The 26,554-nt window shown below is 50.3% G+C and carries 28 protein-coding genes; 13 read left to right on the top strand and 15 right to left on the bottom strand.

The window, feature by feature from the left end:
• The gene (gene manY / locus WC5_RS06455) at positions 1–801 is read right to left on the bottom strand and encodes a PTS mannose transporter subunit IIC (protein ID WP_000406930.1); all 801 of its coding nucleotides are present in this window, start codon (positions 799–801) and stop codon (positions 1–3) included.
• A gap of 62 nt (positions 802–863) precedes the next feature.
• The gene (gene manX / locus WC5_RS06450) at positions 864–1,829 is read right to left on the bottom strand and encodes a PTS mannose transporter subunit IIAB (RefSeq protein WP_000150529.1); all 966 of its coding nucleotides are present in this window, start codon (positions 1,827–1,829) and stop codon (positions 864–866) included.
• A 316-nt stretch (positions 1,830–2,145) separates the two neighbouring features.
• Here manX and WC5_RS25895 point away from each other — a divergent pair, with 316 nt between their 5' ends.
• Positions 2,146–2,304: a protein YoaL gene (locus WC5_RS25895; RefSeq protein ID WP_272941839.1), complete on the top strand. Its 159-nt coding sequence runs from the start codon at positions 2,146–2,148 to the stop codon at positions 2,302–2,304.
• Entirely contained in the window at positions 2,292–3,848 is a 1,557-nt protein-coding gene (gene yoaE, locus WC5_RS06445; RefSeq protein WP_000394977.1) for a CNNM family cation transport protein YoaE, read from the top strand. Before WC5_RS25895 ends, yoaE begins: the two co-directional genes overlap by 13 nt.
• A 3-nt stretch (positions 3,849–3,851) precedes the next feature.
• Here the strand turns inward: yoaE and pdeD are convergent, their stop codons facing one another.
• The 4 genes from pdeD to pabB all read right to left on the bottom strand — a co-directional run bounded on the left by pdeD (position 3,852) and on the right by pabB (position 9,071).
• Entirely contained in the window at positions 3,852–5,450 is a 1,599-nt protein-coding gene (pdeD, locus tag WC5_RS06440) for a cyclic di-3',5'-guanosine monophosphate phosphodiesterase PdeD (protein WP_016231673.1), read from the bottom strand.
• A 129-nt stretch (positions 5,451–5,579) separates the two neighbouring features.
• Positions 5,580–6,944 carry an L-serine ammonia-lyase gene (gene sdaA / locus WC5_RS06435; RefSeq protein WP_000624293.1) on the bottom strand — a complete coding sequence of 455 codons (1,365 nt, stop codon included), beginning with the start codon at positions 6,942–6,944 and terminating at the stop codon, positions 5,580–5,582.
• Positions 6,945–7,127: 183 nt separating this feature from the next.
• Entirely contained in the window at positions 7,128–7,706 is a 579-nt protein-coding gene (locus WC5_RS06430) for a CoA pyrophosphatase (RefSeq protein ID WP_000386575.1), read from the bottom strand.
• A 3-nt stretch (positions 7,707–7,709) separates the two neighbouring features.
• Positions 7,710–9,071: an aminodeoxychorismate synthase component 1 gene (gene pabB, locus WC5_RS06425; RefSeq protein ID WP_000854959.1), complete on the bottom strand. Its 1,362-nt coding sequence runs from the start codon at positions 9,069–9,071 to the stop codon at positions 7,710–7,712.
• A 73-nt stretch (positions 9,072–9,144) separates the two neighbouring features.
• Here pabB and WC5_RS06420 point away from each other — a divergent pair, with 73 nt between their 5' ends.
• Positions 9,145–9,324, top strand: coding sequence for a YoaH family protein (locus tag WC5_RS06420; RefSeq protein WP_000457334.1), 180 nt, complete (start codon positions 9,145–9,147; stop codon positions 9,322–9,324).
• 185 nt (positions 9,325–9,509) lie between these two features.
• Here WC5_RS06420 and WC5_RS06415 read toward each other — a convergent pair whose 3' ends face one another.
• Entirely contained in the window at positions 9,510–9,809 is a 300-nt protein-coding gene (locus WC5_RS06415; RefSeq protein ID WP_001111982.1) for a DUF1889 family protein, read from the bottom strand.
• A 441-nt stretch (positions 9,810–10,250) separates the two neighbouring features.
• On the bottom strand, positions 10,251–10,595 hold the full coding sequence (locus tag WC5_RS06410) for a RidA family protein (protein ID WP_024191110.1): 345 nt from the start codon (positions 10,593–10,595) through the stop codon (positions 10,251–10,253).
• Positions 10,596–10,726: 131 nt separating this feature from the next.
• Between WC5_RS06410 and yoaA the strand changes: the two genes are divergently transcribed.
• The 5 genes from yoaA to rnd all read left to right on the top strand — a co-directional run bounded on the left by yoaA (position 10,727) and on the right by rnd (position 17,098).
• Positions 10,727–12,637, top strand: coding sequence for a DNA repair helicase YoaA (yoaA, locus tag WC5_RS06405; protein WP_000128823.1), 1,911 nt, complete (start codon positions 10,727–10,729; stop codon positions 12,635–12,637).
• Positions 12,638–12,694: 57 nt separating this feature from the next.
• A complete protein-coding gene (gene tsaB / locus WC5_RS06400; protein ID WP_001220970.1) occupies positions 12,695–13,390 on the top strand; it encodes a tRNA (adenosine(37)-N6)-threonylcarbamoyltransferase complex dimerization subunit type 1 TsaB in 696 nt (231 codons plus the stop codon).
• A gap of 39 nt (positions 13,391–13,429) precedes the next feature.
• On the top strand, positions 13,430–14,011 hold the full coding sequence (gene yeaY / locus WC5_RS06395) for a Slp family lipoprotein YeaY (RefSeq protein ID WP_000290576.1): 582 nt from the start codon (positions 13,430–13,432) through the stop codon (positions 14,009–14,011).
• A 204-nt stretch (positions 14,012–14,215) separates the two neighbouring features.
• Positions 14,216–15,901: a long-chain-fatty-acid--CoA ligase FadD gene (fadD, locus tag WC5_RS06390; protein ID WP_010349478.1), complete on the top strand. Its 1,686-nt coding sequence runs from the start codon at positions 14,216–14,218 to the stop codon at positions 15,899–15,901.
• 81 nt (positions 15,902–15,982) lie between these two features.
• Positions 15,983–17,098: a ribonuclease D gene (rnd, locus tag WC5_RS06385; protein WP_016231675.1), complete on the top strand. Its 1,116-nt coding sequence runs from the start codon at positions 15,983–15,985 to the stop codon at positions 17,096–17,098.
• A 54-nt stretch (positions 17,099–17,152) separates the two neighbouring features.
• Here rnd and yeaX read toward each other — a convergent pair whose 3' ends face one another.
• The 4 genes from yeaX to dmlA form a co-directional block, all read right to left on the bottom strand.
• Positions 17,153–18,118 (bottom strand): carnitine monooxygenase reductase subunit YeaX, encoded by a 966-nt coding sequence (gene yeaX / locus WC5_RS06380; protein WP_001286992.1) that lies wholly within the window; start codon positions 18,116–18,118, stop codon positions 17,153–17,155.
• Between the two features lie 55 nt (positions 18,119–18,173).
• Complete coding sequence (gene yeaW / locus WC5_RS06375) at positions 18,174–19,298, bottom strand: carnitine monooxygenase, oxygenase subunit YeaW (RefSeq protein WP_016231676.1); 1,125 nt, start codon at positions 19,296–19,298, stop codon at positions 18,174–18,176.
• Positions 19,299–19,329: 31 nt separating this feature from the next.
• Positions 19,330–20,940: a BCCT family transporter YeaV gene (gene yeaV, locus WC5_RS06370; protein ID WP_000987501.1), complete on the bottom strand. Its 1,611-nt coding sequence runs from the start codon at positions 20,938–20,940 to the stop codon at positions 19,330–19,332.
• 250 nt (positions 20,941–21,190) lie between these two features.
• Complete coding sequence (gene dmlA, locus WC5_RS06365; RefSeq protein WP_000978479.1) at positions 21,191–22,276, bottom strand: multifunctional D-malate/3-isopropylmalate/tartarate dehydrogenase; 1,086 nt, start codon at positions 22,274–22,276, stop codon at positions 21,191–21,193.
• Positions 22,277–22,378: 102 nt separating this feature from the next.
• Here dmlA and dmlR point away from each other — a divergent pair, with 102 nt between their 5' ends.
• The 5 genes from dmlR to WC5_RS06340 all read left to right on the top strand — a co-directional run bounded on the left by dmlR (position 22,379) and on the right by WC5_RS06340 (position 25,179).
• The gene (gene dmlR, locus WC5_RS06360; protein WP_016158134.1) at positions 22,379–23,296 is read left to right on the top strand and encodes a DNA-binding transcriptional regulator DmlR; all 918 of its coding nucleotides are present in this window, start codon (positions 22,379–22,381) and stop codon (positions 23,294–23,296) included.
• 132 nt (positions 23,297–23,428) lie between these two features.
• Positions 23,429–24,067, top strand: a complete 639-nt coding sequence (gene leuE, locus WC5_RS06355) for a leucine efflux protein LeuE (protein WP_000457214.1) — start codon at positions 23,429–23,431, stop codon at positions 24,065–24,067.
• 170 nt (positions 24,068–24,237) lie between these two features.
• Positions 24,238–24,597, top strand: coding sequence for a DUF1971 domain-containing protein YeaR (gene yeaR, locus WC5_RS06350; protein ID WP_000939314.1), 360 nt, complete (start codon positions 24,238–24,240; stop codon positions 24,595–24,597).
• Positions 24,598–24,600: 3 nt separating this feature from the next.
• The gene (locus WC5_RS06345; RefSeq protein ID WP_000513737.1) at positions 24,601–24,783 is read left to right on the top strand and encodes a DUF1869 domain-containing protein; all 183 of its coding nucleotides are present in this window, start codon (positions 24,601–24,603) and stop codon (positions 24,781–24,783) included.
• A gap of 147 nt (positions 24,784–24,930) precedes the next feature.
• On the top strand, positions 24,931–25,179 hold the full coding sequence (locus WC5_RS06340; RefSeq protein WP_000512152.1) for a GlsB/YeaQ/YmgE family stress response membrane protein: 249 nt from the start codon (positions 24,931–24,933) through the stop codon (positions 25,177–25,179).
• A gap of 57 nt (positions 25,180–25,236) precedes the next feature.
• On the opposite strand, the gene yoaJ is transcribed toward WC5_RS06340, so the two are convergent.
• Genes yoaJ through WC5_RS06335 form a run of 3 tightly spaced genes read right to left on the bottom strand, consistent with a single transcriptional unit; the run spans position 25,237 to position 26,470 of the window.
• Positions 25,237–25,311, bottom strand: coding sequence for a protein YoaJ (gene yoaJ / locus WC5_RS24930; protein WP_001386836.1), 75 nt, complete (start codon positions 25,309–25,311; stop codon positions 25,237–25,239).
• 2 nt (positions 25,312–25,313) lie between these two features.
• Positions 25,314–25,412: a YoaK family small membrane protein gene (locus tag WC5_RS0122515; RefSeq protein WP_032159895.1), complete on the bottom strand. Its 99-nt coding sequence runs from the start codon at positions 25,410–25,412 to the stop codon at positions 25,314–25,316.
• 32 nt (positions 25,413–25,444) lie between these two features.
• Positions 25,445–26,470, bottom strand: a complete 1,026-nt coding sequence (locus WC5_RS06335; RefSeq protein WP_010349484.1) for a sensor domain-containing diguanylate cyclase — start codon at positions 26,468–26,470, stop codon at positions 25,445–25,447.
• Positions 26,471–26,554: the final 84 nt, after the last annotated feature.

Here is a 26,554-nt window from a genome sequence, read left to right on the forward strand (position 1 = left end):
TTAGTCCAGTTCGTTATCGAGATCGTTGTTACCAGCAGCCTGAACAGGCGCACCGGCTACGCGGTTATATTTCGGGCTAAGTTGGATGTAGAGCACTGCCATAACAGTACCAATCACACCCAGAGCAACCAGGTTAAAGTTGGTGAATGCGGCGGTTACGAAGCCGAGGTAGAAGAACGGCATCAGGTAGCCTGCACGCATCATGTTGATAACCATTGCATAACCAACAACCACGATCATGCCACCGGCGATATTCAGACCATTAGTCACCACTTCCGGAATGGCGTTCAGCATGTTCTGAACTTCACTGGTGCCTACAGACAGCGCAACAATCACGGCTGGAATAGCCACACGCATCGCTTGCAGGAACAGAGAAGAAACGTGGATCCAGGAAATTGCCGTCAGGTTGCCATTATCAGCCGCCTTATCCGCAGCGTGCTGGAAAGCAACGGTGATGGTACGAACGATGATGGTCAGCACCTGGCCCGCAGCGGCCAGCGGGATTGCCAGCGCGATACCAGCACCGATGCTCTGATGACCGGCGATAACCAGAATGGTAGAAATGATGGAAGCCAGAGCGGCATCAGGCGCAACTGCGGCACCGATGTTCATCCAGCCAAGCGCGATCATTTCCAGAGTACCACCGATAATAATACCGGTTTTCATATCGCCAAGGACAATACCCACCAGGGTACAGGCGATTAGCGGACGGTGAAACTGAAATTCATCGAGGATTGATCCCATACCTGCGATACAGGCTACGATAAATACCAGCACAATTTGAAGAGTGGTAATCTCCATTGTACTTCTCCTGTTTACGTAAGACTTAAGTGTGAAAACTGAGTGATAATCAACACAATACGTTACTTATCGATTTTGCTGATCAGATCCATCATTTTCAGTTTCGGATCGGTGGAAACCTTACGGACTTCCAGCTCGATACCACGGGCATTCAGTTTTTTGAACGCTTCGATATCTTTTTCATCAACCGAAACCGCGTTATTCACCTGGGTTTTTCCCTGACGGAATGCCATGCCGCCAACGTTAACAGAGGTAATTTTCACGCCGCCTTCAACGAGGCGCTCAACATCTGTCGGGTTGGTGAATAACAGCATTACACGTTCGCCAGCATATTTCGGGTTGTTGTAGACGCGGATCATCTTGGCAACATCAACCACGTGTGCTGTTACGCCCGGAGGTGCAACCTGGGTGAGCAGTGTCTTACGAACGGTATCCGCAGCCACTTCATCACTAACAACGATAATACGGGAGACATTGGTTTCTTTAGTCCAGCGGGTAGCGACCTGACCGTGAATCAGACGATCGTCGATACGCGCAAGGCCAATAACCATGTAGTCATTTGGTCCCATTGGTTTTGCAGGAGCGGGAGCCGCTTTTGGTGCAGCGGCAGCGGGTGCGGCTTTTTCAACCGGTTTGGCTTTCAGTGCTTTCACGCCTTCACGGCCTGTTTCTACAGCCAGCGCCACCAGTTCATCAAAGCCTGGGTCATCATCACGGGCCATTAACGTCTCCACCAGCATTGGAATGTTAACGCCTGCGATCACTTCATAATGCTCTTTGTCGACGACAATACGGCTGGCAGCGTTGAACGGGCTGCCGCCCCATGTATCAACGAGAAACAGCACGCCTTTAGTGGTGTCGAGTTTTGCCAACTGAGCGTTGTACTTTTCGATCAGCGTCTCGGCATTTTCACCTGGAACGAAATCGATCCAGCCGACGTTTTCCTGCTCGCCTAACAGCATCTCTGCCGTTTTAAGCAACTGCTCTGCAGCCCAACCATGTGTGCCTATAACAATAGCAATGGTCACTTGCTACCTCCTTTATTATTGTTAACACCTCAACGTGCCAGATGTATTTTTTGAATCGTCGTCCACAATCGAATCGATTCAGATAAGGGTTACAACCAAAAACCCCTGCGTTTCGCGATTTATTTTAGATAGCGAAAAAAATATTTTATGTGATGAAGATCCGTAATTTAACTTTGGATTAGCAAAATTCCGAAAGGTAAAATATCCTCGTTACATTCGTTTGCAAAGGAAGGTAAATCTTTGCCAAATCAGAGTTCTCTCTGATATGTTTAACTCCCGTTTAACAATCAAGGAGTATGGGGCAGCAGCCCGCAGTATGGATCGTCACCGACGTCATTTCAGCATCAGGCCTTTCAGCGCCTGCCTTTCTGGCATTTTTTGCCGCACCTTTTGTTTGCATTTTGTCGTTACGCCTGCATTATTTCTGGCGCCGAATAGCTATTCCTTAAGCAGGAGCTTGTCATGGAATTCTTAATGGACCCCTCGATTTGGGCGGGGCTACTCACGCTTGTCGTTCTTGAAATCGTGCTGGGTATCGATAACCTGGTTTTTATCGCCATTCTTGCCGATAAACTGCCGCCAAAACAACGTGATAAAGCACGTTTGTTGGGGCTGTCGCTGGCGCTGATCATGCGTCTGGGACTGTTATCGCTGATTTCATGGATGGTCACCCTGACCAAACCGCTATTTACCGTGATGGATTTTTCCTTCTCCGGCCGCGATCTGATTATGTTGTTCGGGGGGATATTCTTGCTGTTTAAAGCGACAACGGAGCTGCATGAACGGCTGGAAAACCGCGATCATGATTCTGGTCATGGCAAAGGCTATGCCAGTTTCTGGGTGGTCGTAACACAGATTGTCATCCTCGATGCCGTCTTTTCGCTGGATGCGGTGATTACTGCAGTAGGGATGGTCAACCATCTGCCGGTGATGATGGCGGCGGTGGTGATTGCAATGGCGGTCATGTTGCTGGCGTCGAAGCCGCTGACGCGATTCGTTAACCAGCATCCAACGGTAGTGGTGCTCTGTCTGAGCTTCCTGTTAATGATTGGTCTGAGTCTGGTAGCAGAAGGTTTTGGTTTCCACATTCCGAAAGGTTACCTGTATGCCGCGATTGGCTTCTCGATCATTATCGAAGTATTTAACCAAATTGCGCGCCGTAACTTTATTCGTCACCAGTCGACTTTACCGCTGCGTGCACGTACTGCCGATGCCATCCTGCGTTTGATGGGCGGTAAACGTCAGGCGAATGTTCAGCATGATGCGGATAACCCGATGCCGATCCCCGTGCCGGAAGGTGCGTTTGCCGAAGAAGAGCGATACATGATTAACGGTGTACTGACTCTGGCGTCGCGCTCTCTGCGCGGAATTATGACGCCGCGCGGCGAAATCAGCTGGGTTGACGCTAACCTTAGTGTCGATGAAATCCGTGAGCAGTTGCTTTCTTCGCCACATAGCCTGTTCCCGGTATGTCGCGGTGAACTGGATGAAATCATCGGCATCGTGCGTGCGAAAGAACTGTTGGTGGCACTGGAAGAGGGCGTTGATGTAGCGGCGATTGCTTCGGCGTCTCCGGCGATTATCGTTCCGGAAACCCTCGATCCGATCAACCTGTTGGGCGTGCTGCGTCGTGCTCGCGGTAGTTTTGTTATCGTTACCAACGAGTTTGGTGTGGTGCAAGGTCTGGTTACGCCTCTGGATGTGCTGGAAGCCATTGCCGGTGAGTTCCCGGACGCTGATGAAACGCCGGAAATTATTACCGACGGCGACGGTTGGCTGGTAAAAGGTGGTACAGACCTCCACGCCTTACAGCAGGCGCTTGATGTTGAGCACCTTGCCGATGACGATGATATCGCGACGGTCGCAGGCCTGGTGATTTCTGCAAATGGTCACATCCCGCGTGCTGGCGATGTGATTAACGTAGGGCCGTTGCATATCACCATTGTTGAAGCTAACGATTATCGTGTTGATCTGGTTCGCATTGTTAAAGAGCAACTGGCGCACGACGAAGACGAATAATCATTAACGAAATCGCATAACGGGCGTGATATGTCCATTATGCCGGGCGGGCGGCGGTTGGCTGCCCGCCAGCCATTTTGGGAAATCACGCAGCGGCATTGGTTGCGCGTACAAATACCCTTGTAAAATATGCACCCCATGACGGCGTAAATATTTTGCCTGTTCTTGCGTTTCTACGCCCTCCGCCACCAGTTCAATATTCAGCCTTTGCCCCAACGCAATGATGATATCGGTTACCGTCGAGTTAACCGCGTCTGAACCAATTGCAGCGGTGAATGACTTATCAATTTTCAGGACGTCAGGGCGTAACGTTTCCAGCCAGGAAAACGAACTGTTGCCGGTGCCGAAATCATCAATCGCCAGTTTGACGTTTTTACGATGCAGTTCGCGGGCAATCCGATAATCAACATCCAGTAGGGCATCGCGCTCGGTTATTTCAAGGATAAGTTGCTGAATCGGGTGAGCACTGAACCAGTACTGATTAAGATCTTTCAACAGCACGCCACGGCGAAAATGGCTGGGAGCGACGTTGATCCCAATGTGAAACTGGCTGCTCATTGGAAAAACGTGGATTTGACGGATGGTTTCCATCATCACATAACGGGTAAGCGGCGCTATCAGGTGATGTTCTTCCGCAATAGGGATAAACACATCCGGCGAGATCCAACCCTGACGAGGGTTATTCCAGCGCAGCAATATCTCTACGCCAATACATTGCTGACTACGTGCGTTTAGTAAAGGTTGACAAAATAGCTCGAACTCATGTTGTGCAAGACCAAGATTAATTTCGCGCGAAAAACTCATTCTGTGTGCGGTTGCCAGCCATGCAACATAACCCACCAGTAAACTCAACAGTACAGCCAGCGGGAGCTGGCTGGGAAGATGGTGCAACGCCAGTTCCGTCGCACCAGGTCCACTGACGCTAATGGTAAAAGGAAAATTCTGCGATGAAACCTGGTAACGCTCATTGCCATTAAGCGGAGGTAAAGAATCAACCAGGCCGTCATCATAGAGTAAATGGCGATCGGCCACCGTCAGGCTGGCGTTTCTGATTTGCGGCAACTGCGGTTCCAGCAACATCGTCGTCAATAGCTCAATGTTGATCATCTCCAGAACGCCATCACCGCTATGTGATGGCGAGGGATACCACTGGATCAGCACTGGGCTACCTTTAATCAACACGCGATCGGTGGTAAGACGCAGAAGAGCCTGTGGGGCAGGCAAATCGGCCTGGATATCATGAACAGGGACATTTCGATAGCCAAAGATACTGGAGCAATAGAGCGTACCGTTTTGAACCAGGCCAATAGAACGCACGGTTTGCAGTTTGGCGGCCTGCTTGCGTAGAGGCAAATGAGTAACTGAGCACGGGAGGCCAATCAACGGAAGTAAAAGCTCGCGTCCTTCCTGAAGGGGTTGTAAGACTTTATCCAGCTCTTCAACAGCGTGATTGGCGAAGAGGATCACCCGCTGTTGATTTAAGTTACGCTGTGAAATAAACCGCACGCTTAGTGTCGCCACAAGCGTAAAGAGTGCGCAAATTGTACAAACAATCATTCGATTACGGCGATAGGTTTTAATGATCCGTTGTGCTTTTTGCATGCGGGCCGCCCTGTAAGCGCATGGCAACAAACGCCTGACGCAACAGTGGAAGTGTAGTGGGGAAATTTACAGCAGACGAGAAAGCGGGAGAAATTCGCCCATCCGTTGCAGATGGGCGAAAGAAAAGTATTAGTCACACTGGACTTTAATTGCCAGACCGCCGCGAGAGGTTTCACGGTATTTGGCGTTCATGTCTTTACCCGTTTCGTACATTGTCTCGATGACCTTATCCAGCGAGACGCGCGGTGCACTGGTGCGGCGTAAGGCCATGCGTGCGGCATTGATCGCTTTCACAGAGGCAATGGCGTTACGTTCAATGCACGGCACCTGAACCTGACCCGCAACCGGGTCACAAGTCAGACCAAGGTTGTGTTCCATGCCAATTTCCGCCGCCACGCAAACCTGTTCCGGGCTACCGCCCAACAGTTCTGCAAGACCCGCAGCAGCCATTGAACAGGCAACACCCACTTCGCCCTGACAACCTACTTCAGCACCGGAAATAGAGGCGTTCATTTTATACAAAGCGCCAATTGCCCCGGCCGCCATAAAATAGCGGGTATAGATGTCCGGGCTGACCGATTCAATAAAGTGGTCATAGTAAGCCAGCACTGCCGGAACGATGCCACACGCACCGTTGGTTGGTGCAGTTACCACGCGACCACCCGCAGCGTTTTCTTCGTTTACCGCCAGCGCAAACATATTTACCCAGTCGATGACATTCATCGGATCGTTAGACAGTTTATCGCTGGAAACCAGCATCCGGCGCAGGGCAGACGCACGGCGCGGAACACGCAGCGGGCCAGGCAATACGCCTTCGGTATTCATCCCGCGATCAATACATGCCTGCATGGTTTGCCAGACATGAGCAAAATATTCATCGATCTCTTTTTTGCTGTGCAGCGCCAGTTCGTTTTGCATTGCCAGGCCGGAAAGGGAATAGCCGGTTTCATTGCAGTACGCCAGCAGCTCGGTGGCGGATTTGAACGGATACGGCACGCTCACGTCGTTTGCGGCATCCTGACCAAAATGTTCTTCATCGACGATAAAGCCGCCGCCGATGGAATAATAAGTTTTGCTGTAGACGACTTCATCGCCGTTATAAGCGTGGATTTGCATACCGTTTTCATGCAACGGCAGGTTGCCGTTATGAAAACGCATTCCGTTGTCACGCGGAAAATCCACTTCATGCCGACCCTGCGCCAGCAGCAGGCGTTCGCGCTCTTCTACGTCGCGAATAAAACCGGGAATACTGTCGATATCCACGGTGGCAGGTTCGTTACCTGCAAGACCCATAATAATGGCGATATCGGTATGGTGGCCTTTACCCGTCAGCGACAGTGAACCATAAACGTCCACGGCAACGCGGGTAACGCTATCCAGTAAGCCTTTTTCGACCAGATCATCGACGAACTGTTTACCTGCCTTCATAGGCCCTACGGTATGGGAAGATGAGGGGCCAATCCCCACCTTAAACATGTCGAATAGACTAATCACGATAATACTCCTGACAAGGTGACTGGACTTCCAGTAACGAACTAATAACAACGCATAGTGTAAGAGGGAACGCGGCGACAGGCTTAACTATTCACATGAATTAAACTAATCAAAAACCGCGATTTAACTAATATTGCGATGATTGTCTCAAGTAGTGTTTTGTAGATGTAAAGATAAGTATAGTCAGGATTTCACACCAATTTGCAGCGCCAGCTCACGAATTATGCCTGCGGTCATTCCCCATACAAAATACTGTTCGTACCAGGAAAGCCATACCCGATGTGAATCACCACGGCGGTAGATATCTAAAGGGTGATAACGACCCAGATGTAATGCCTGGGCGAGCGGCATTTCAAACACTGCGGAAACTTCATCTTCACTGGCGCGATAAGGTAAATCAGGCGGGATAATGCCGACCACTGGCGTTACCTGGTAGCCAGTTACGCTATCGACAGGCGGCAGCACACCGATAACTTCTACGGCGGAAGGGGGAATAGCGACCTCTTCTTCAGCTTCGCGCAGCGCGGCGGCGATCACTGACACATCAGTATCATCTACAGCACCACCAGGAAACGCCACCTGTCCGGCGTGTTTGCGCAGATGAATCGAACGCTGTGTGAGCAATAACCCCGGCTGCGATCGGCGAACGATGGGGATTAACACAGCAGCCTGACGATGATTTAAGGTTTCCCGGTTTATTTGCGGGCGCAAAAGTTGAAAGCGCGATAAAAAATCATCAAGCGTCAGGCTACGGTAGTCCACGTTTTACTTCTCCAGTTGGCGTAATATCCTATTAACTTTATCAAAAGTTTCCTGATATTCCGCTTCTTCCTGACTATCGGCGACAATACCGCCGCCCGCAGAACAGTAAATTTGACCGTTAATGGCAGTCAGCGTGCGGATGGTGATGCTGGTATCCATATTGCCACAGAAGCTCAAATAGCCAATGCTTCCGCACCAGGCGTTGCGTCGCTGCGGTTCCAGTTCATCGATAATTTCCATTGCCCGTACTTTCGGTGCTCCGGTGATTGAGCCTCCGGGAAAAGCCGCGCGCAGCAGATCGCTGGCATGAAGTTGTTCAGGTAGTTGAGCCGTAATGGTGCTCACCAGGTGGTGCACAGCGGGAAAAGGTTCCACCACAAACAGTTCCGGCACTTTGACTGAACCTGGCACAGCAACGCGACCAATATCATTACGCATTAAATCAACAATCATCAGGTTTTCAGCGCGATCTTTTGGCGAGTTCGCCAGTTTTTCTGCCTGTTTGCTATCTTCCTGAGGATCGGGCAGACGCGGCAGTGTGCCTTTAATCGGACGGGTCTGGATCTCACCGTCATCACAAAGAATAAAACGCTCTGGCGAGAGGCTTAAAATTGTGCCTTGTTCCAGGCGCAGGAAGGCACTAAACGGCGCGTGATTGGCCTGATTAAGCTGAACGAATGCCTGCCATTCATCACCGCAATAGGTAGCCTGAAAACGCTGGGCGAGATTCACCTGGTAACAGTCGCCACTGTGCAGATACTCCTGCACCTGACGAAATTTTTCGCCATACTGTTCGCGGTTCATATTAGATTGCCAGGCAGAGGTTAGCGCAAAATCACCCTGCGGTGTGATTTGCTGGTTTTCCAGCCAGGCCAGACGGGCATTGACATCATCATGACTCAGCAAAGAAACAGCCTGGCGCTGGTGGTCGACAATCAGTGCCCAGTCGTAGATACCTACCGCCATATCAGGCAGGTCGATATCTCTCTGCGCCACTTCTGGCAGTGACTCAAAACGGCGACCCAAATCGTAACCAAATAAACCCAGCGCGCCACCCTGAAATGGCAAATCATCGTTATGCGACGGGTGAATGTTTGCACGCTCCAGCGCCTGCTGGAGTACTGTTAACGGATCGTCAGTGGTTGTTGTGCGGGTTTCTCCTTTACACAAAACAGTTTCACTGCCGTAAGTTGTTAAGGTGCAAATCGGGTCTGCCACCACAATATCAAAGCGGCTATACGGATGATCGGCATAGCCAGAGTGCAAAAGCATCGCCCACGGCAGGTGGTTTAAGCGGGCAAAATAAAATTCAGCGGCGTCCTGACGCCAGGGTAAAGTAATCACAGCGGGAGATAACGTCTTCATCAGTCCTGACTCTACTGGCTATGTGCCGGGTAGCATGAAATAATTAGCGCCAACAATTTAGCAGGAGTTAACAATGTTTGCAGGTTTACCTTCACTCACCCATGAACAGCAACAAAAAGCCGTTGAGCGTATTCAGGAACTGATGGCACAGGGGATGAGCAGCGGTCAGGCAATCGCACTGGTAGCCGAAGAGTTACGCGCCAACCATTCCGGCGAGCGGATCGTGGCGCGTTTTGAGGATGAAGATGAGTAATACAATGTTGGTTTCAACAGGGCGCATTATGACAAGCGAACCATTTGGCCCGTAGCGTTTGAACCAGAAAATTGTGGGGCTGTACTGGTTGAATGAATTAAGCAGTGTTTTTGATGGTTAGAAAAAAGGACGCTTTTCTGTGATAAAAAAGCGTCCTGGCTCATTTTTGTTGGTAGAGATTTAACTTATACCAGTGCTTTGAGCTCTTCCTGCATATAAGACGAGAAGTATTCTGGATTTTTAATCACCACGCGTTCACCAGACTCCATTTTTTTTGCCCATCCCACCATTTTTTCCGTGAATCCCGGATTCCAGCCTTCCTGTTCGGCTCGCGCAGTAATATCGGCGGCACTCGCGGGTACTCCCAGTTCTTTCAAATATTTAAATATTCCCTTCGCCGTACTTTCATTCATAGAGCTGGGGGTTGGTGTAGATATATCCATGGCACCAATAAAATCCAGGGCTTTATCTATTACAGCAGGCATATTCTTGTCCTTAAATTAACCACGTGATCGATAAGGCTATATATGACATTAAATTGCGCCTAATATCAAAAGGATTATAACGATATCTCATTAGTTAACCTGTTGACATTCAGGTATTTTAAAGGTAGCAGGTCATGGCGGGTTATCTAGTGATGTGCCGAAAATTAACAGCGAATCGTAGTGCCCCAGCCAGATTCTTCAGGCAAGGAAGGACAAGAAAGAAAAGCAGCGTAAGTTAATCGAGTGATTAACGTAATGGTTTGGTTTTTGCGATTAATATCATTTTTGTATAAATACAATAGGAATCATAAAAATAAATTATCAGCCGGGGTGCTACCCATCTAAAGTAAGATCTTAAGCACTGGCCGATTTGTTCATAATCGACCAGTTTTCCGATAAATTATCGTGTGATTTTTGCCTTGATATAATTATCTTCCGGAATTAGACCGCCGCAATAATTTTAATTTCAACTTTATACTTCGGGTTCATCAATCCCGCTTGTACCGTGCAGCGCACAGGTGCATGACCCGCGACAACCCAGGCGTCCCAGGCTTTATTCATTGCAGCGAAGTCGTTTTTATCGGCCAGGAAAATCGTGGCATCCAGAATACTCGACTTATTGCTGCCCTGTTTTGCCAGCACTGCGTCAATTTGCGCCAGCGTATTCGCGGTCTGCTCAAACGCATCGGCATCGAGGTTTTCCGGTACACCGGTGTAGTAGAGCGTGTTGTTGTGGATCACCACATCAGACCAGCGGGCTTCGGCGTCAATACGAACGATAGTCATCATTTTGTCCTCATCATCATTCCATTTTTGTGCTGCAAAGACTGCCACAATGTAAGGTCGCCGTCACCACTTCAGCTGGCGAAAAGCAACCTGGCCTGACATAATCCCTGTTCAAATCAACAGGGGGTAGTGTGACGGACGATTTTGCACCAGACGGTCAACTGGCGAAAGCGATACCTGGCTTTAAGCCGCGTGAACCACAGCGACAGATGGCGGTAGCCGTCGCTGGGGCGATAGAAAAAAGCCAGCCGCTGGTGGTGGAAGCGGGAACCGGTACGGGCAAAACCTACGCTTACCTGGCCCCTGCGCTGCGGGCGAAAAAGAAAGTCATTATCTCGACGGGCTCTAAAGCGTTGCAGGATCAGCTCTACAGCCGCGATTTGCCAACGGTGGCAAAGGCGTTGAAATACACGGGCAACATGGCATTGCTGAAAGGGCGCTCAAACTATCTCTGCCTCGAACGTCTCGAACAGCAGGCGCTGGCGGGTGGCGATCTGCCGGTACAAATTTTAAGCGATGTAATTCTGCTACGCTCCTGGTCCAATCAAACCGTCGATGGTGATATCAGCACCTGTGTCAGTGTCGCGGAAGATTCGCAGGCATGGCCGTTGGTCACCAGCACCAACGATAACTGCCTCGGCAGCGACTGCCCGATGTATAAAGATTGCTTTGTGGTCAAAGCACGCAAAAAAGCAATGGATGCCGATGTGGTGGTGGTAAACCATCATCTGTTTCTGGCGGATATGGTGGTAAAAGAAAGTGGTTTTGGCGAACTGATCCCGGAAGCAGACGTCATGATCTTCGACGAAGCCCACCAGTTGCCGGACATTGCCAGCCAGTACTTTGGTCAGTCACTCTCCAGTCGACAACTGCTCGATCTGGCAAAAGACATCACCATCGCCTATCGCACCGAATTAAAAGACACTCAACAGTTGCAAAAGTGCGCCGACCGCCTTGCCCAGAGCGCGCAGGATTTTCGTCTGCAACTCGGTGAGCCGGGTTATCGCGGCAATCTGCGCGAACTGTTAGCTAATCCGCAAATTCAGCGAGCGTTTTTACTGCTCGATGACACCCTTGAACTCTGTTACGACGTGGCGAAATTGTCGCTGGGGCGTTCCGCGTTGCTGGATGCGGCATTTGAGCGCGCCACGTTATATCGTACACGGCTGAAACGGCTAAAAGAGATCAACCAGCCGGGCTACAGTTACTGGTACGAATGTACTTCGCGCCATTTTACATTGGCGCTTACGCCTTTAAGCGTGGCGGATAAATTCAAAGAATTAATGGAGCAAAAGCCCGGTAGCTGGATCTTTACCTCGGCAACATTGTCGGTGAATGACGATCTGCATCATTTCACCTCTCGGCTTGGGATAGAACAGGCCGAGTCGTTGCTGTTACCCAGCCCGTTTGATTACAGCCGCCAGGCGTTACTCTGTGTGCCGCGTAACCTGCCGCAAACCAATCAACCGGGTTCCGCACGGCAACTGGCGGCAATGCTGCGACCGATCATCGAAGCCAACAATGGTCGTTGTTTTATGCTTTGTACCTCGCACGCCATGATGCGCGATCTGGCTGAGCAATTCCGCGCCACCATGACGCTTCCTGTGTTGTTACAGGGCGAAACCAGCAAAGGGCAACTGTTGCAGCAGTTTGTCAGCGCCGGTAACGCGCTTCTTGTGGCGACCAGCAGTTTCTGGGAAGGGGTGGACGTGCGCGGCGATACGCTGTCGCTGGTGATTATCGACAAGTTGCCGTTTACCTCGCCAGATGACCCGCTGTTAAAAGCGCGCATGGAAGATTGCCGTTTGCGTGGCGGCGACCCGTTCGATGAAGTGCAGCTACCGGATGCGGTGATTACTCTTAAACAGGGCGTAGGGCGACTGATTCGCGACGCAGACGATCGCGGTGTGCTGGTGATTTGCGACAATCGTCTGGTGATGCGCCCTTACGGTGCGACGTTCCTCGCCAGCCTCCCGCCCGCACCGCGTACCCGTGACATTGCCCGTGCGGTTCGTTTCCTTGCGATACCATCCTCCAGGTAATTTGTTATTGAGTATGGTATGATGCGCGCCTTTTTATTGATCTAAGCACGAAGACCCATGCGAATTCTGGCTATCGATACCGCGACAGAGGCCTGCTCTGTCGCCCTGTGGAACGACGGTACTGTCAACGCTCATTTTGAGCTTTGCCCTCGTGAACATACTCAACGAATCTTACCGATGGTGCAGGATATCCTGACCACCAGCGGAACCTCCCTGACTGACATTAATGCTCTGGCTTACGGACGTGGCCCCGGTAGCTTTACCGGCGTGCGTATTGGTATTGGCATTGCGCAAGGGCTGGCGCTTGGCGCGGAGCTGCCGATGATTGGCGTCTCCACGCTAATGACGATGGCGCAAGGGGCGTGGCGCAAAAACGGCGCAACCCGCGTGCTGGCAGCCATTGACGCGCGGATGGGCGAAGTTTACTGGGCTGAATATCAGCGTGATGAAAACGGTATCTGGCACGGTGAAGAAACCGAAGCCGTACTCAAACCAGAACTCGTTCATGAGCGGATGCAGCAGCTTTCCGGTGACTGGGTGACGGTGGGGACGGGCTGGCAAGCCTGGCCGGATCTTGGCAAAGAGAGCGGGCTGGTTCTGCGCGATGGTGAAGTGTTACTGCCCGCCGCAGAAGATATGCTGCCGATTGCCTGTCTGATGTTTGCCGAGGGTAAAACGGTGGCGGTGGAACATGCCGAGCCGGTTTATTTACGTAACAACGTCGCGTGGAAGAAACTTCCGGGCAAAGAATGAATCTTAAGAGTATGCCCTGAGAAAAAAAGGAGTCGCATCATGGCGGTTCAAAAGAATGTTATCAAAGGCATACTGGCAGGTACGTTTGCGCTAATGCTGAGCGGTTGTGTCACTGTGCCGGACGCCATTAAAGGCAGCAGTCCCACGCCGCAACAAGATTTAGTTCGGGTGATGAGCGCGCCGCAACTGTACGTTGGTCAGGAAGCGCGCTTTGGTGGCAAAGTGGTTGCGGTACAAAACCAGCAGGGGAAAACCCGTCTGGAAATTGCCACCGTACCGCTCGATAGCGGAGCCAGGCCGACGCTGGGAGAGCCTTCTCGCGGGCGCATTTATGCAGATGTGAATGGTTTTCTTGATCCGGTCGATTTCCGTGGACAACTGGTCACGGTAGTTGGGCCAATCACCGGTGCGGTTGACGGCAAAATCGGCAACACGCCCTATAAATTTATGGTGATGCAGGTAACGGGTTATAAACGTTGGCATTTAACCCAGCAGGTGATTATGCCGCCTCAGCCGATTGATCCGTGGTTTTATGGCGGTCGAGGCTGGCCCTATGGTTACGGCGGATGGGGCTGGTATAATCCTGGCCCCGCGAGAGTACAAACAGTTGTAACTGAATAATTGCTTGTTTTTAAAGAAAAAGAAACAGCGGCTGGTCCGCTGTTTCTGCATTCTTACGGTAAATATAAAAATAAATAGTGACGCGCTTCGCAACCTTTTCGTTGGGGAATTATCAAGCTGGTATGATGAGTTAATATTATGTTAACAGTATGTATATCACTTGGGGTTGCGATGACGACGAACACGCATTTTAGAGGTGAAGAATTGAAGAAGGTTTGGCTTAACCGTTATCCCGCCGATGTTCCGACGGAGATCAACCCTGACCGTTATCAATCTCTGGTGGATATGTTTGAGCAGTCGGTCGCGCGCTACGCCGATCAGCCAGCGTTTGTGAATATGGGGGAGGTGATGACCTTCCGCAAGCTGGAAGAGCGCAGTCGCGCATTTGCCGCTTATTTGCAACAAGGGCTGGGGCTGAAGAAGGGCGATCGCGTTGCGCTGATGATGCCTAACTTATTGCAATATCCGGTGGCGCTGTTTGGTATTCTGCGTGCCGGGATGATCGTCGTAAACGTTAACCCGTTGTATACCCCACGCGAACTTGAGCATCAGCTCAACGACAGCGGCGCATCGGCGATTGTCATCGTGTCTAACTTTGCCCATACCCTGGAAAAAGTGGTCGATAAAACCGCCGTCCAGCACGTTATTCTGACCCGTATGGGCGATCAGCTTTCCACGGCAAAAGGCACGGTAGTTAACTTCGTTGTTAAATACATCAAACGTCTGGTGCCGAAATACCATCTGCCAGATGCTATTTCATTTCGTAGCGCCCTGCATAACGGCTACCGGATGCAGTACGTCAAACCTGAACTGGTGCCGGAAGATTTAGCCTTCCTGCAATACACCGGCGGCACCACTGGTGTGGCGAAAGGCGCGATGCTGACTCACCGCAATATGCTGGCGAATCTGGAACAGGTTAACGCGACCTATGGGCCGCTACTGCATCCGGGTAAAGAGCTGGTGGTGACGGCGCTGCCGCTGTATCACATCTTTGCACTAACCATTAACTGCCTGCTGTTTATTGAGCTGGGCGGGCAGAACTTATTAATAACCAACCCACGCGATATTCCGGGGCTGGTGAAAGAGTTAGCGAAATATCCGTTTACCGCTATCACCGGCGTTAACACCTTGTTCAACGCGTTGCTGAACAATAAAGAGTTCCAGCAACTGGATTTCTCCAGTTTGCATTTGTCCGCAGGTGGCGGGATGCCCGTTCAGCAAGTGGTAGCAGAACGTTGGGTGAAACTGACCGGACAATATCTGCTGGAAGGTTATGGCTTAACCGAGTGTGCGCCACTGGTGAGCGTTAACCCGTATGATATTGATTATCACAGCGGTAGCATTGGATTACCGGTGCCATCGACGGAAGCCAAACTGGTGGATGATGATGATAACGAAGTACCACCGGGGCAACCAGGCGAACTTTGTGTCAGAGGTCCACAGGTGATGCTGGGCTACTGGCAGCGCCCGGATGCCACCGATGAAATCATCAAAAATGGTTGGTTACACACTGGCGATATCGCAGTGATGGATGAAGAAGGATTCCTGCGCATTGTCGATCGTAAAAAAGACATGATTCTGGTTTCCGGCTTTAACGTCTATCCCAACGAGATTGAAGATGTGGTCATGCAGCACCCAGGCGTACAGGAAGTGGCGGCTGTTGGCGTACCTTCTGGCTCCAGTGGTGAAGCGGTGAAAATCTTTGTGGTGAAAAAAGACGCGTCGCTCACTGAAGAGTCACTGGTGACCTTTTGCCGCCGTCAGCTCACGGGCTACAAAGTACCGAAGCTGGTGGAATTTCGTGATGAGTTACCGAAATCTAATGTTGGAAAAATTTTGCGACGAGAATTACGTGACGAAGCGCGCGGCAAAGTGGACAATAAAGCCTGAGCGTTAAGTCAGTCGTCAGACGCCGGTTAATCCGGCGTTTTTTTTGACGCCCACTAAAGAGAATACAATTTGAATTACCAAATGATTACCACGGACGATGCGCTGGCTTCTTTGTGTGAAGCCGTCCGTGCCTTTCCGGCGATAGCCCTGGATACTGAATTTGTACGTACGCGCACCTATTATCCGCAACTGGGGTTGATTCAACTTTTTGATGGCGAGCATCTGGCGCTAATCGATCCACTCGGGATCACCGACTGGTCACCGCTGAAAGCGATCCTGCGCGATCCGTCCATCACCAAATTTCTCCATGCGGGCAGTGAAGATCTGGAAGTGTTCCTCAATGTCTTTGGTGAATTACCACAACCCCTGATTGACACGCAAATCCTCGCCGCATTCTGCGGACGCCCGATGTCATGGGGGTTTGCCTCCATGGTAGAAGAGTATTCCGGTGTTACGCTGGACAAGAGTGAATCGCGCACCGACTGGCTCGCCAGACCGCTAACCGAACGTCAGTGCGAATACGCGGCGGCGGATGTCTGGTATCTGTTACCGATCACCGCAAAACTGATGGTTGAAACCGAAGCCTCTGGCTGGCTACCTGCGGCGCTGGATGAATGTCGCCTGATGCAAACGCGTCGTCAGGAGGTCGTTGCGCCGGAAGATGCCTGGCGTGATATCACCAATGCCTGGCAGCTACGTACACGTCAGTTGGCCTGTTTGCAACTGTTAGCCGACTGGCGACTGCGCAAGGCGCGGGAGCGAGATCTGGCGGTGAACTTTGTCGTGCGTGAAGAACATTTGTGGTCGGTAGCGCGTTATATGCCAGGGAGTCTGGGCGAACTGGACAGTCTGGGCTTATCCGGTAGTGAAATTCGCTTCCACGGTAAAACGCTGCTGGCGCTGGTAGAGAAAGCGCAGGCATTGCCGGAAGAGGCCTTACCGCAGCCAATGCTTAACCTGATGGATATGCCCGGTTATCGCAAAGCGTTTAAAGCGATTAAGTCGCTGATTACTGACGTGAGCGAAACGCACAAGATCAGCGTCGAATTGCTGGCATCGCGTCGGCAAATCAACCAACTGCTGAACTGGCACTGGAAATTAAAACCGCAGAACAATTTGCCTGAGCTGATTTCCGGCTGGCGTGGTGAGTTGATGGCGGAAGCATTACATAATTTATTGCAGGAATATCTGCAGTAAAACGTTCGTAAGCCGGACAAGGCGCAACCAGCGCCGCATCCGGCTTCGGATAAACTACAAATCCAACACCAGTCGTTTACCCTTCGCGCGCGAACAACAGATCAACATACTCTGCTGGCTGGCGCGCTCTTCATCGCTAAAATACTGGTCCCGATGATCGGCTTCACCTTCCAGAATTGCTGTTTCACAGGTTCCGCATACCCCTTCACGACATAAACATTCCACTTTTGCCGCTTTGTTATTTTCAATGACCTGCAAAATGGTCATCTCTTCTGGTACTACAAACTCTTTCCCGGAACGGGCGAGTACCAGCGTAAAGGCATCGCCGGTTTTGTCTTCAATAGCAAATTGTTCAAAGTGTAGCGTGTCGGAGGCGATACCCAGACGCGCTGCTTCACTTCTCACCGCGTCATTCAGAGCCTCGGGGCCACAGGTATAAATGTGTGTGCCTGGGGCGACATCCGCCAATAATCGCACTAATTCGAGTCGCGTTCCGATCGATGAGTGATGAAAATGAATCTTATCAGTCTGCGGATGTTGGTTTAATTCATCACGAAACGCGCAACTTTCTGGACTCCGCGAACAATAATGTAACTGCCAGTCGACGTCCGTGTGTTGCAACTCTGCCAGATGCGACAGGAAAGGGGTGATACCAATGCCGCCCGCGATAAACAGATGCTTTCGAGCCGAGGGAACCAGAGCAAACAGGTTATTGGGTGTCGAGATGGTCAATCGATCGCCCGCTTTTACCTGCTGATGCAAAAAGCGCGAACCGCCGCGCGAGTTTTCTTCCAGCCGAACGGCAATCTGATAACAAGAGGTGTCGAGCGGTGAACTTAGTAGTGAATAAGCATTGCTGTACTGGTTATCACCATCGCTCATCTGCACAATGATGTGACTTCCGCCGGTGAACGCAGGTAGCGGTTTGCCATCGGTTGTCACCAGCGTGAAGCATTTCACCTGTTCGGTAAGCGGTTCAACCTGGCTCACCTGTACTTCAAACATTTGATAGTCTGACATTGCTGTACTCCATCAAAAATCAGCCCGGCGGCGGAAAATACCGCCGCCGATGTCATTAGTCCTTAAACACCTGCGCCAGCAGATTATGGAAATGGGCGATACCGTGTTCGGAAATTCCGCTACCGCTACTGTCGGCCATGATGCGCCCCTGACCACGATAGCCACGCGATTTCAGCCCTTTCTGCACGCTTTCAACCAGCCGTAAATCTTCCGGGCGGAACACATCGCGATACCACTCAATCAGCGATTTTTGCTCGTCGGTTAGCTCTTCATTGGTGAAGTAGATATCGTAGTTTTGTAGGGTAGTTTCAGAATCCACCGGGAATTCATAAATGACTGTCATCATCCCTTTGATTGGCGTCACGTTCAGCATAGTGCACGGCCACAGCCAGAAACCGTGGAACGCAGCGTCTGTACCTTCTTCAAATTTAAAAGACTGCTCGGACGGTTTGGCGAAACCGTATTGCAGCGTCCAGTTGCCGTGCATGGTGTGCCAGTAACGATCAACCTGAACGGAGTCTGAGAAACTTGGATGCGCCGGACCACAGTGGTAGCATTCGAGATAGTTATCGACAATGTTCTTCCAGTTGGCAGGCGTACGGGTAGTAAAACGAGCCGCCAGTTTCAGGTCGTGGACTTCCGGGCAGGCTTCCAGCACTTTTGCCGCCAGGCCTGGTAGCTGATCTTCTACGCTGGTGGCGTTGGGATCCATGTTGATGAAGACGAATCCGGCATATTCTTCCAGACGCACCGGAACCAGTTGCGCTTTGTCGCTATCGAAATTGGCGACGTTTTCACAGTTACGCGCATGGGCCAGGTTGCCATCGAGTTTGAATGCCCAGGCGTGATACGGGCAGGTAATCACATTTTTCGCTTTCCCTTCACCGCTCAATAACTGATGACCACGGTGCGGGCAAACGTTATAGAACGCGCGCAAAACCTTATCACGACCGCGTACCAGCACGATGCTTTCGCCAATGATCTCACGCGTTACGTAATCATTGGCATTCGCCAGTTCGCTACTGTGAGCGACGCAAATCCAGCTTTTGGCAAAGACGTTCTCTTTTTCGTGTTCAAAGGCGTTCTGATCGGTATAAAAACGGGCAGGAATGGTCCACGCTTCTTGCGGGTTAGCGCAAAAATTTCCGGGTAGTACAAAGTCAGGGCTCGGATTGCTCATAGGGATACCTTTATCGTTAGGATGATGGCGCTCAGTTGTCGCCTTTGAATACGGTTCCCGCAGGGAGCACTGGCGTTTTTTCCGGGGCTTCAACCGGTGTCTGCGGGAGATAATGTTCAATTTGATGAGCCGGAATATCGGCGTAATCCTGTTTCAGCCAGCGAATAAATCCGCCCACTTTCACCAGTAAAATGGCGAGGAAGGGAAGGGCAGTGAGCACGACGGTAGTTTTCATGGTTTCCAGCGATGCGCCGGTGAACAGAATTGAAAGCGGGATCAGGGTGATTACCACGCACCAGAACAGACGCAGGCCACGGTCTGGATCATCACCTTCCTGAAGATTCCGCGTGCTGGTCGCTGCCATGGTGTAGGCCACAGCATCCATATGCGAGGCGAGGAAAATAATCATCACGCCCAGATAAGCGGCGAGGAACAATTTACCGGCTGGCAACGACATCAGAACTTGTTGAACGGCTGTTTCACCGCCCAACGTTTCCAGCACCTGCGGAACGTTGATTATCCCTTTGATAAACTGATGAATAGCAAAACTTTCCATCACGCCGAAGAAGAACCAGCAGCCGACGGTGCTACCGAGGATCAGCCCCCAGATAACTTCTTTGATCTTACGACCACGTGATACGCGGGTGACGAACATTGCCACGCCGGGGGTGTAAGAGATCCACCAGAGCCAGTAGAAAACGGTCCAGTTGCGGGTAAATGAGCCATCGCCAAGCGGATCGGTGAATAAGCTCATCTGTAAGAAGTTTTGTGTGGTCAGGCCGATGGCATTGATGATGCTGTTAGTAATAAATTCGGTTGGACCGACAATCAAAACCAGCAATGGCAGCAGGAATGCGCCCCAGCCGACCATTTTGCTCAGACGTTGTAAACCGTTGTTGATACCTATCCACGAACTAAGGCAAAAAATGCCGCCGGAAAGCAGGATCACAAATGCCTGCACGGTGAAGTTATCTGGCAAACCGGTCAGCGCGGAAAGCCCACGGGTAAAGGTTGCCGCCGTCACCACCAGAGAAATGGTCAGCGCGCCGACAGTGGCGATCAGAAACATCAAATCGACCAGTTTTCCCCATGGGCCTTGCGGGCGAACACCGGTAATGGCAGCAATAATGCCGGAAAGACTCAGACCTTTATTTTTCCGCACATGAAAGTGGTAAGCCATGATTAATGAGGCCAGCGTATAAGTTGCCCAGGCGCTGATGCCCCAGTGGAAAAAGGAGTAGGGAACGCTAAATTCCAGTGCCTGCTGTGAACGCGGCACGATATTTAAACCAGGCGTTTGATAATAATAGGCCCACTCCGCTACGCCCCAATAAAGCGTGGAGGAACCTAATCCGGCACAAATAAACATAAACAGCCAGGAGAGCGTACTGTATTCCGGCTTACCTTCGCCAAGACGAATATTGCCATATTTGCTGGTGGCTAAATAAATTACCAGCCCCATTGCCAGCAAAACTAATACCTGTACGGCGGAACCCAGCGTGCGGGTAACTAAACTGTATATTGCGTTGGCCGCGTCGGCCGACTGTTGCGGAAAAAGGCTTAATGTGGCTGCGATGAAAAGAATGGCCACCAGGCTGATGCTAATCAGTGGCAAATCTTTTTTCTTAACATTGCTCATCATGAGTCATCTCCTGGGCATAAAAGCCCGTCGCTGGCTTTTGCCAGTTGTAATTATTTGCAGGGTAATGAACTTTTTGTTGTGTTTAACAAATTGATTATTTGCATGTTACATAAATTAAACAATTAAGAATACGGAAAGCCATAAAACACGAAACGGAAACAATAAAAGGTGAAATGACGCAGGTTATTTACTGTAAAGAACGAATAAAAAAACCGCGTCAGTGACGCGGTTCAAATAAACTGGTTCGACCTTAACGCAAAATAATTTTGCAAATCGCGTCGGCAACCTGTGGCGTGGTGGCATTACCTTTCATATCGGGTGTTTTCGGCCCGTGAGCAATCACTTCTTCAATCGCTGCCAGAATGCCGTTGTGCGCTTGCTGGAAACGCTCATCGCCATTGCCAAGGAAATCCAGCATCATTGCCCCGGCCCAAATCGTCGCGATAGGGTTGGCAATATTTTTACCGTAGATATCCGGCGCAGAGCCGTGGACTGGCTCGAAGAGCGACGGGAAAGTGCGTTCCGGATTCAGGTTGGCGGATGGGGCAATGCCGATGGTGCCGGTGCAGGCCGGGCCAAGATCGGAAAGAATATCGCCAAATAAATTAGACGCTACCACCACATCAAAGCGTTCCGGTTGCATCACAAAGCGCGCACAGAGAATATCAATATGCTGCTTGTCCCAGCGGATTTCCGGGTAATTTTCTGCCATTGCTTCTACTCGCTCATCCCAGTACGGCATACTAATGGCTAAACCGTTAGATTTCGTGGCAGAAGTCAGGGTTTTGCGCGGGCGGCTTTGTGCCAGCTCAAAAGCATATTGCAAAATGCGATCGACGCCACGGCGGGTAAATACCGATTCCTGAATGACAACTTCATGTTCTGTTCCCTCGTTCAGTCGACCGCCCAGAGACGAGTATTCGCCTTCCGTATTTTCGCGCACCACGTAAAAATCGATGTCGCCAGGCTGTTTACCCGCCAGTGGGCAGGGAACGCCGGGAAAGAGGCGTACCGGGCGCAGGTTGACGTACTGATCAAACTCGCGGCGAAATTTCAGCAGCGATCCCCATAACGAAATATGATCCGGAACGGTGTCCGGCCAGCCGACGGCACCAAAGTAGATAGCGTCGAAACCGCTGAGTTGTTCATGCCAGTCGTCCGGCATCATTTTGCCGTGATGGCTGTAATACTCGCAGCTTGCCCACTCCATCTGCTCAAAACTTAAGGCAAAGCCCCAGCGTTCAGCAGCAGCCTGTAACACACGAATCCCTTCAGGAAGGACTTCTTTGCCAATCCCGTCTCCAGGGATCGCAGCAATACGCATCGTTTTCATCATTAGGTTCTCACTTCCTGATCAGCAAAATTGACAACTCCACCATCCTATAATTGACTGATCAGGAATTAATCCCCGCAACTGGTGAAACATAAAACACGAATCATGAATAATTTACCGCTGCTGAACGATTTGCGCGTCTTTATGCTGGTGGCTCGCCGGGCTGGTTTTGCCGCCGTGGCGGAAGAATTAGGCGTTTCACCGGCCTTCGTCAGCAAGCGCATCGCCTTGCTGGAGCAAACTCTGAACGTGGTGCTATTACACCGCACCACCCGTCGCGTCACCATTACCGAGGAAGGTGAGCGGATTTATGAATGGGCGCAGCGGATTTTGCAGGATGTCGGGCAGATGATGGATGAGCTTTCCGACGTGCGCCAGGTGCCGCAGGGAATGCTGCGTATTATCAGCAGTTTTGGTTTTGGACGGCAGGTGGTAGCTCCGGCACTGTCAGCACTGGCGAAGGCGTATCCGCAACTGGAGTTACGTTTTGATGTGGAAGACCGGTTGGTCGATTTGGTCAATGAAGGGGTCGATCTGGATATTCGTATTGGCGACGACATTGCACCTAACTTAATTGCCCGTAAACTGGCGACCAATTACCGTATTCTCTGCGCGTCGCCGGAGTTTATTGCGCGATATGGTGCACCGAAACATTTAACGGATCTTTCTGCGTTACCCTGCCTGGTCATAAAAGAGCGCGATCATCCGTTTGGTGTCTGGCAGTTGCGCAATAAAGAGGGGCACCATGCCATTAAAGTCACCGGACCGATGTCGTCTAATCATGGTGAAATTGTCCATCAGTGGTGTCTCGATGGACAAGGGATTGCGCTGCGCTCCTGGTGGGACGTTAGTGAAAATATTGCCAGTGGACATCTGGTACAGGTTTTACCTGAATATTATCAGCCAGCAAATGTCTGGGCTGTTTATGTCTCAAGGTTGGCGACATCCGCAAAAGTAAGGATTACGGTAGAGTTTTTGCGCCAGTATTTTGCAAATCATTACCCGAATTTTTCACTGGAATGAGCGCCATTTTTTACTCTATTCTCAGGTTATTGTCAGGTTAAAACCTGATTTTCTCCTTTCTAAGCCGTTGCGGATTGGTTAGCATATTCACCTTTAATCGCGCATGATCCAAAGAGAATTAAAGAGGTTAACGTGTTCGCAGAATATGGGGTTCTGAATTACTGGACCTATCTGGTTGGGGCCATTTTTATCGTGCTGGTGCCAGGGCCGAATACCCTGTTTGTGCTTAAAAATAGCGTTAGCAGTGGAGTGAAAGGCGGTTATCTTGCGGCCTGTGGTGTATTTATTGGCGATGCAGTATTGATGTTTCTGGCGTGGGCCGGTGTAGCAACCTTAATTAAGACCACACCGATATTATTCAATATTGTACGTTATCTTGGCGCGTTTTATTTGCTCTATCTGGGGAGTAAAATTCTTTACGCTACCCTGAAGGGTAAAAATAGCGAGGCCAAATCAGATGAACCTCAATATGGCGCTATTTTCAAGCGCGCGTTAATTTTGAGTCTGACCAATCCGAAAGCCATTTTGTTCTATGTGTCGTTTTTCGTACAGTTTATCGATGTTAATGCGCCACATACGGGGATTTCATTCTTTATTCTGGCGACAACTCTGGAACTGGTAAGCTTCTGTTATTTGAGCTTCCTGATTATTTCTGGTGCTTTTGTCACGCAGTACATTCGGACCAAAAAGAAACTGGCTAAAGTGGGCAACTCGCTGATTGGCCTGATGTTTGTGGGTTTTGCCGCACGACTGGCGACGCTGCAGTCCTGATGCTTTCAGCCCGCGATGCTGCGGGCTTCCCTCCTGAAATACATCTATATTTCGCCTGGATGACGTTAAAAAGTAACCAATAAATGGTATTTAAAATGCAAATTATCAGGCGTACCCTGAAACGGCTGGAATAAATGGTTTTCAGCATATTTACCGAAGGAGGGAAAAAAATGCTGCAAATCCCACAAAATTACATTCATACGCGCTCAACACCTTTCTGGAATAAACAAACTGCGCCTGCCGGAATATTCGAACGTCATCTTGATAAAGGAACGCGTCCGGGTGTTTATCCACGCCTGTCCGTTATGCATGGGGCGGTCAAATATCTCGGCTACGCCGATGAACACAGCGCAGAACCTGATCAGGTGATCCTCATCGAAGCAGGTCAATTCGCAGTGTTCCCGCCGGAAAAGTGGCACAATATTGAAGCCATGACTGACGATACTTATTTCAACATCGACTTCTTCGTTGCTCCTGAAGTCCTGATGGAAGGTGCAAAACAACGGAAAGTCATTCATAGCGGGAAATGAATTATGGGCAAAGCAACGTATACCGTAACCGTCACCAATAACAGTAATGGCGTTTCTGTCGATTACGAAACAGAGACGCCGATGACATTACTGGTGCCAGAAGTGGCGGCCGAAGTGATAAAAGATCTCGTCAATACCGTGCGTTCTTATGACACGGAAAATGAACATGATGTGTGTGGTTGGTAATTATTGCTAATGTAGATGGCGCTAATTCTGCGGCATCGTAAAAAAAATGCTCTGTGACACATATCACAATTCTTGCCTCTCTTATGTTGTGCTATGCTTTTTATCAGCGACTAACCCGCTAATGCAAAACAGATAAGTGAGGAAACAATGGGCATTCTGTCATGGATTATTTTTGGACTTATTGCCGGTATTCTGGCGAAGTGGATCATGCCTGGTAAAGATGGTGGTGGATTCTTTATGACCATCCTGCTGGGAATTATCGGTGCCGTAGTTGGTGGATGGATCAGTACACTGTTTGGTTTTGGCAAAGTCGATGGCTTCAACTTTGGTAGTTTTGTGGTTGCCGTGATTGGTGCGCTGGTCGTGCTGTTTATCTACAGAAAAGTCAAAAGTTAATACTGAAAAGCACAAAGGCTGCCTACAGGCAGCCTTTGCTATTTTTTCGACGCGGTATTACCACCATCCCAGCTCGGTGCCAAGAACGACAATAATCGCCACGCCCATCATAATAATCGTTGTTTTTTTCATCTTCATGTCCCTGGGGCCGCATAGCCGCCAATAAAAAACCACGCTAAAAATATGATTGCCGTAATAAAGATCACGACGGGAAAAACAATACCGATTCGCATGTTACCACCAAAGAAAAGGATGTGAATACGCCTCAGGAGTGCCTGTCTGAATGCGCGACAAAAGGGGGTTTCTGTTTGTGTTTTTTCTCCTGATACATCGCGATATCGGCAGCATGTAGGGCACTGTCTGCATCGGTGGTTTCAGGATCCACTTCTACTACGCCAAGACTGGCGCCAGGATAAAACAGATCAATATCACCCAGGTGATATTCTCCACGTATTTGCTGTTGGATACGCTCACGCAGTGACTGGATATCGGCATTTTCATTAGCCAGGGCAACGACCAAAAATTCATCGCCGCCGAGACGACCAATAATCTCGCCATTCTGATGTAGCCTGGTGAGGCGCTCGCCAACCTGAATAAGAAACAGATCGCCGCTATTGTGACCAAATCGGTCGTTGATTAATTTGAAGTTATCCAGGTCGATAAAAGCAATAATTGCCTTACGCTTCAGATGCCGAGCGAGGGAAAACAGCGTCGTCAGATTATCAAAAATCGCCCGCCGATTCGGTAGGCCGGTCAAAGAGTCGGTGTAAGATTGCGCAATCAGAGCGGCATTGGCTTCACGTAATTGCTCAACCAGCGCCTCTTTTTGAATATATTGTGCAATCAGTCCGGCGAATAGCTGCAAAACCTGCTCTGCGCGTTCACTCCACGGGCGCTTTTCACTGCTGGCGGCGCAAAGCGTGCCATAGAATGATCCATCCGGTAAGTGAATTGGTGTGCTCAGGAATGTGGTAATACCAAGATTGCGTGCCGCAATGCAGTCACCCCAACGGCCTGGAACTTCATCGCTGAAAAAACAGTTTTCATCAATGGCGCGTTTGCACAACGAGTAATCCCACGAGACGGTAAAATTCTCCGGGATGTGCATTTTCTGGCTGTTACGGGCAAACAGGATATGTTGCAGTCGCGCGTCAATATCCACCTTTGTCAAATAGGTCGATTCCATGTCGGTGACCATTTCCAGCATCTCCAGAAGTTGCCGAACCAGACTTTCCAGAGAATGTTCTGAGGCGAGTGACTGTGAGACGCGGGCAATAATCTGATCTGACACGAAAGAACTCCAGGATACGGCGGGTAAAATGCTGATTATTTAATCTTTGCAGGCATGATAAAACATCATCAAAGAAGATGAAAC

Origin of the sequence: Escherichia sp. KTE114 (assembly GCF_000407765.1) — a bacterium.
GTDB lineage: Bacteria > Pseudomonadota > Gammaproteobacteria > Enterobacterales > Enterobacteriaceae > Escherichia > Escherichia ruysiae.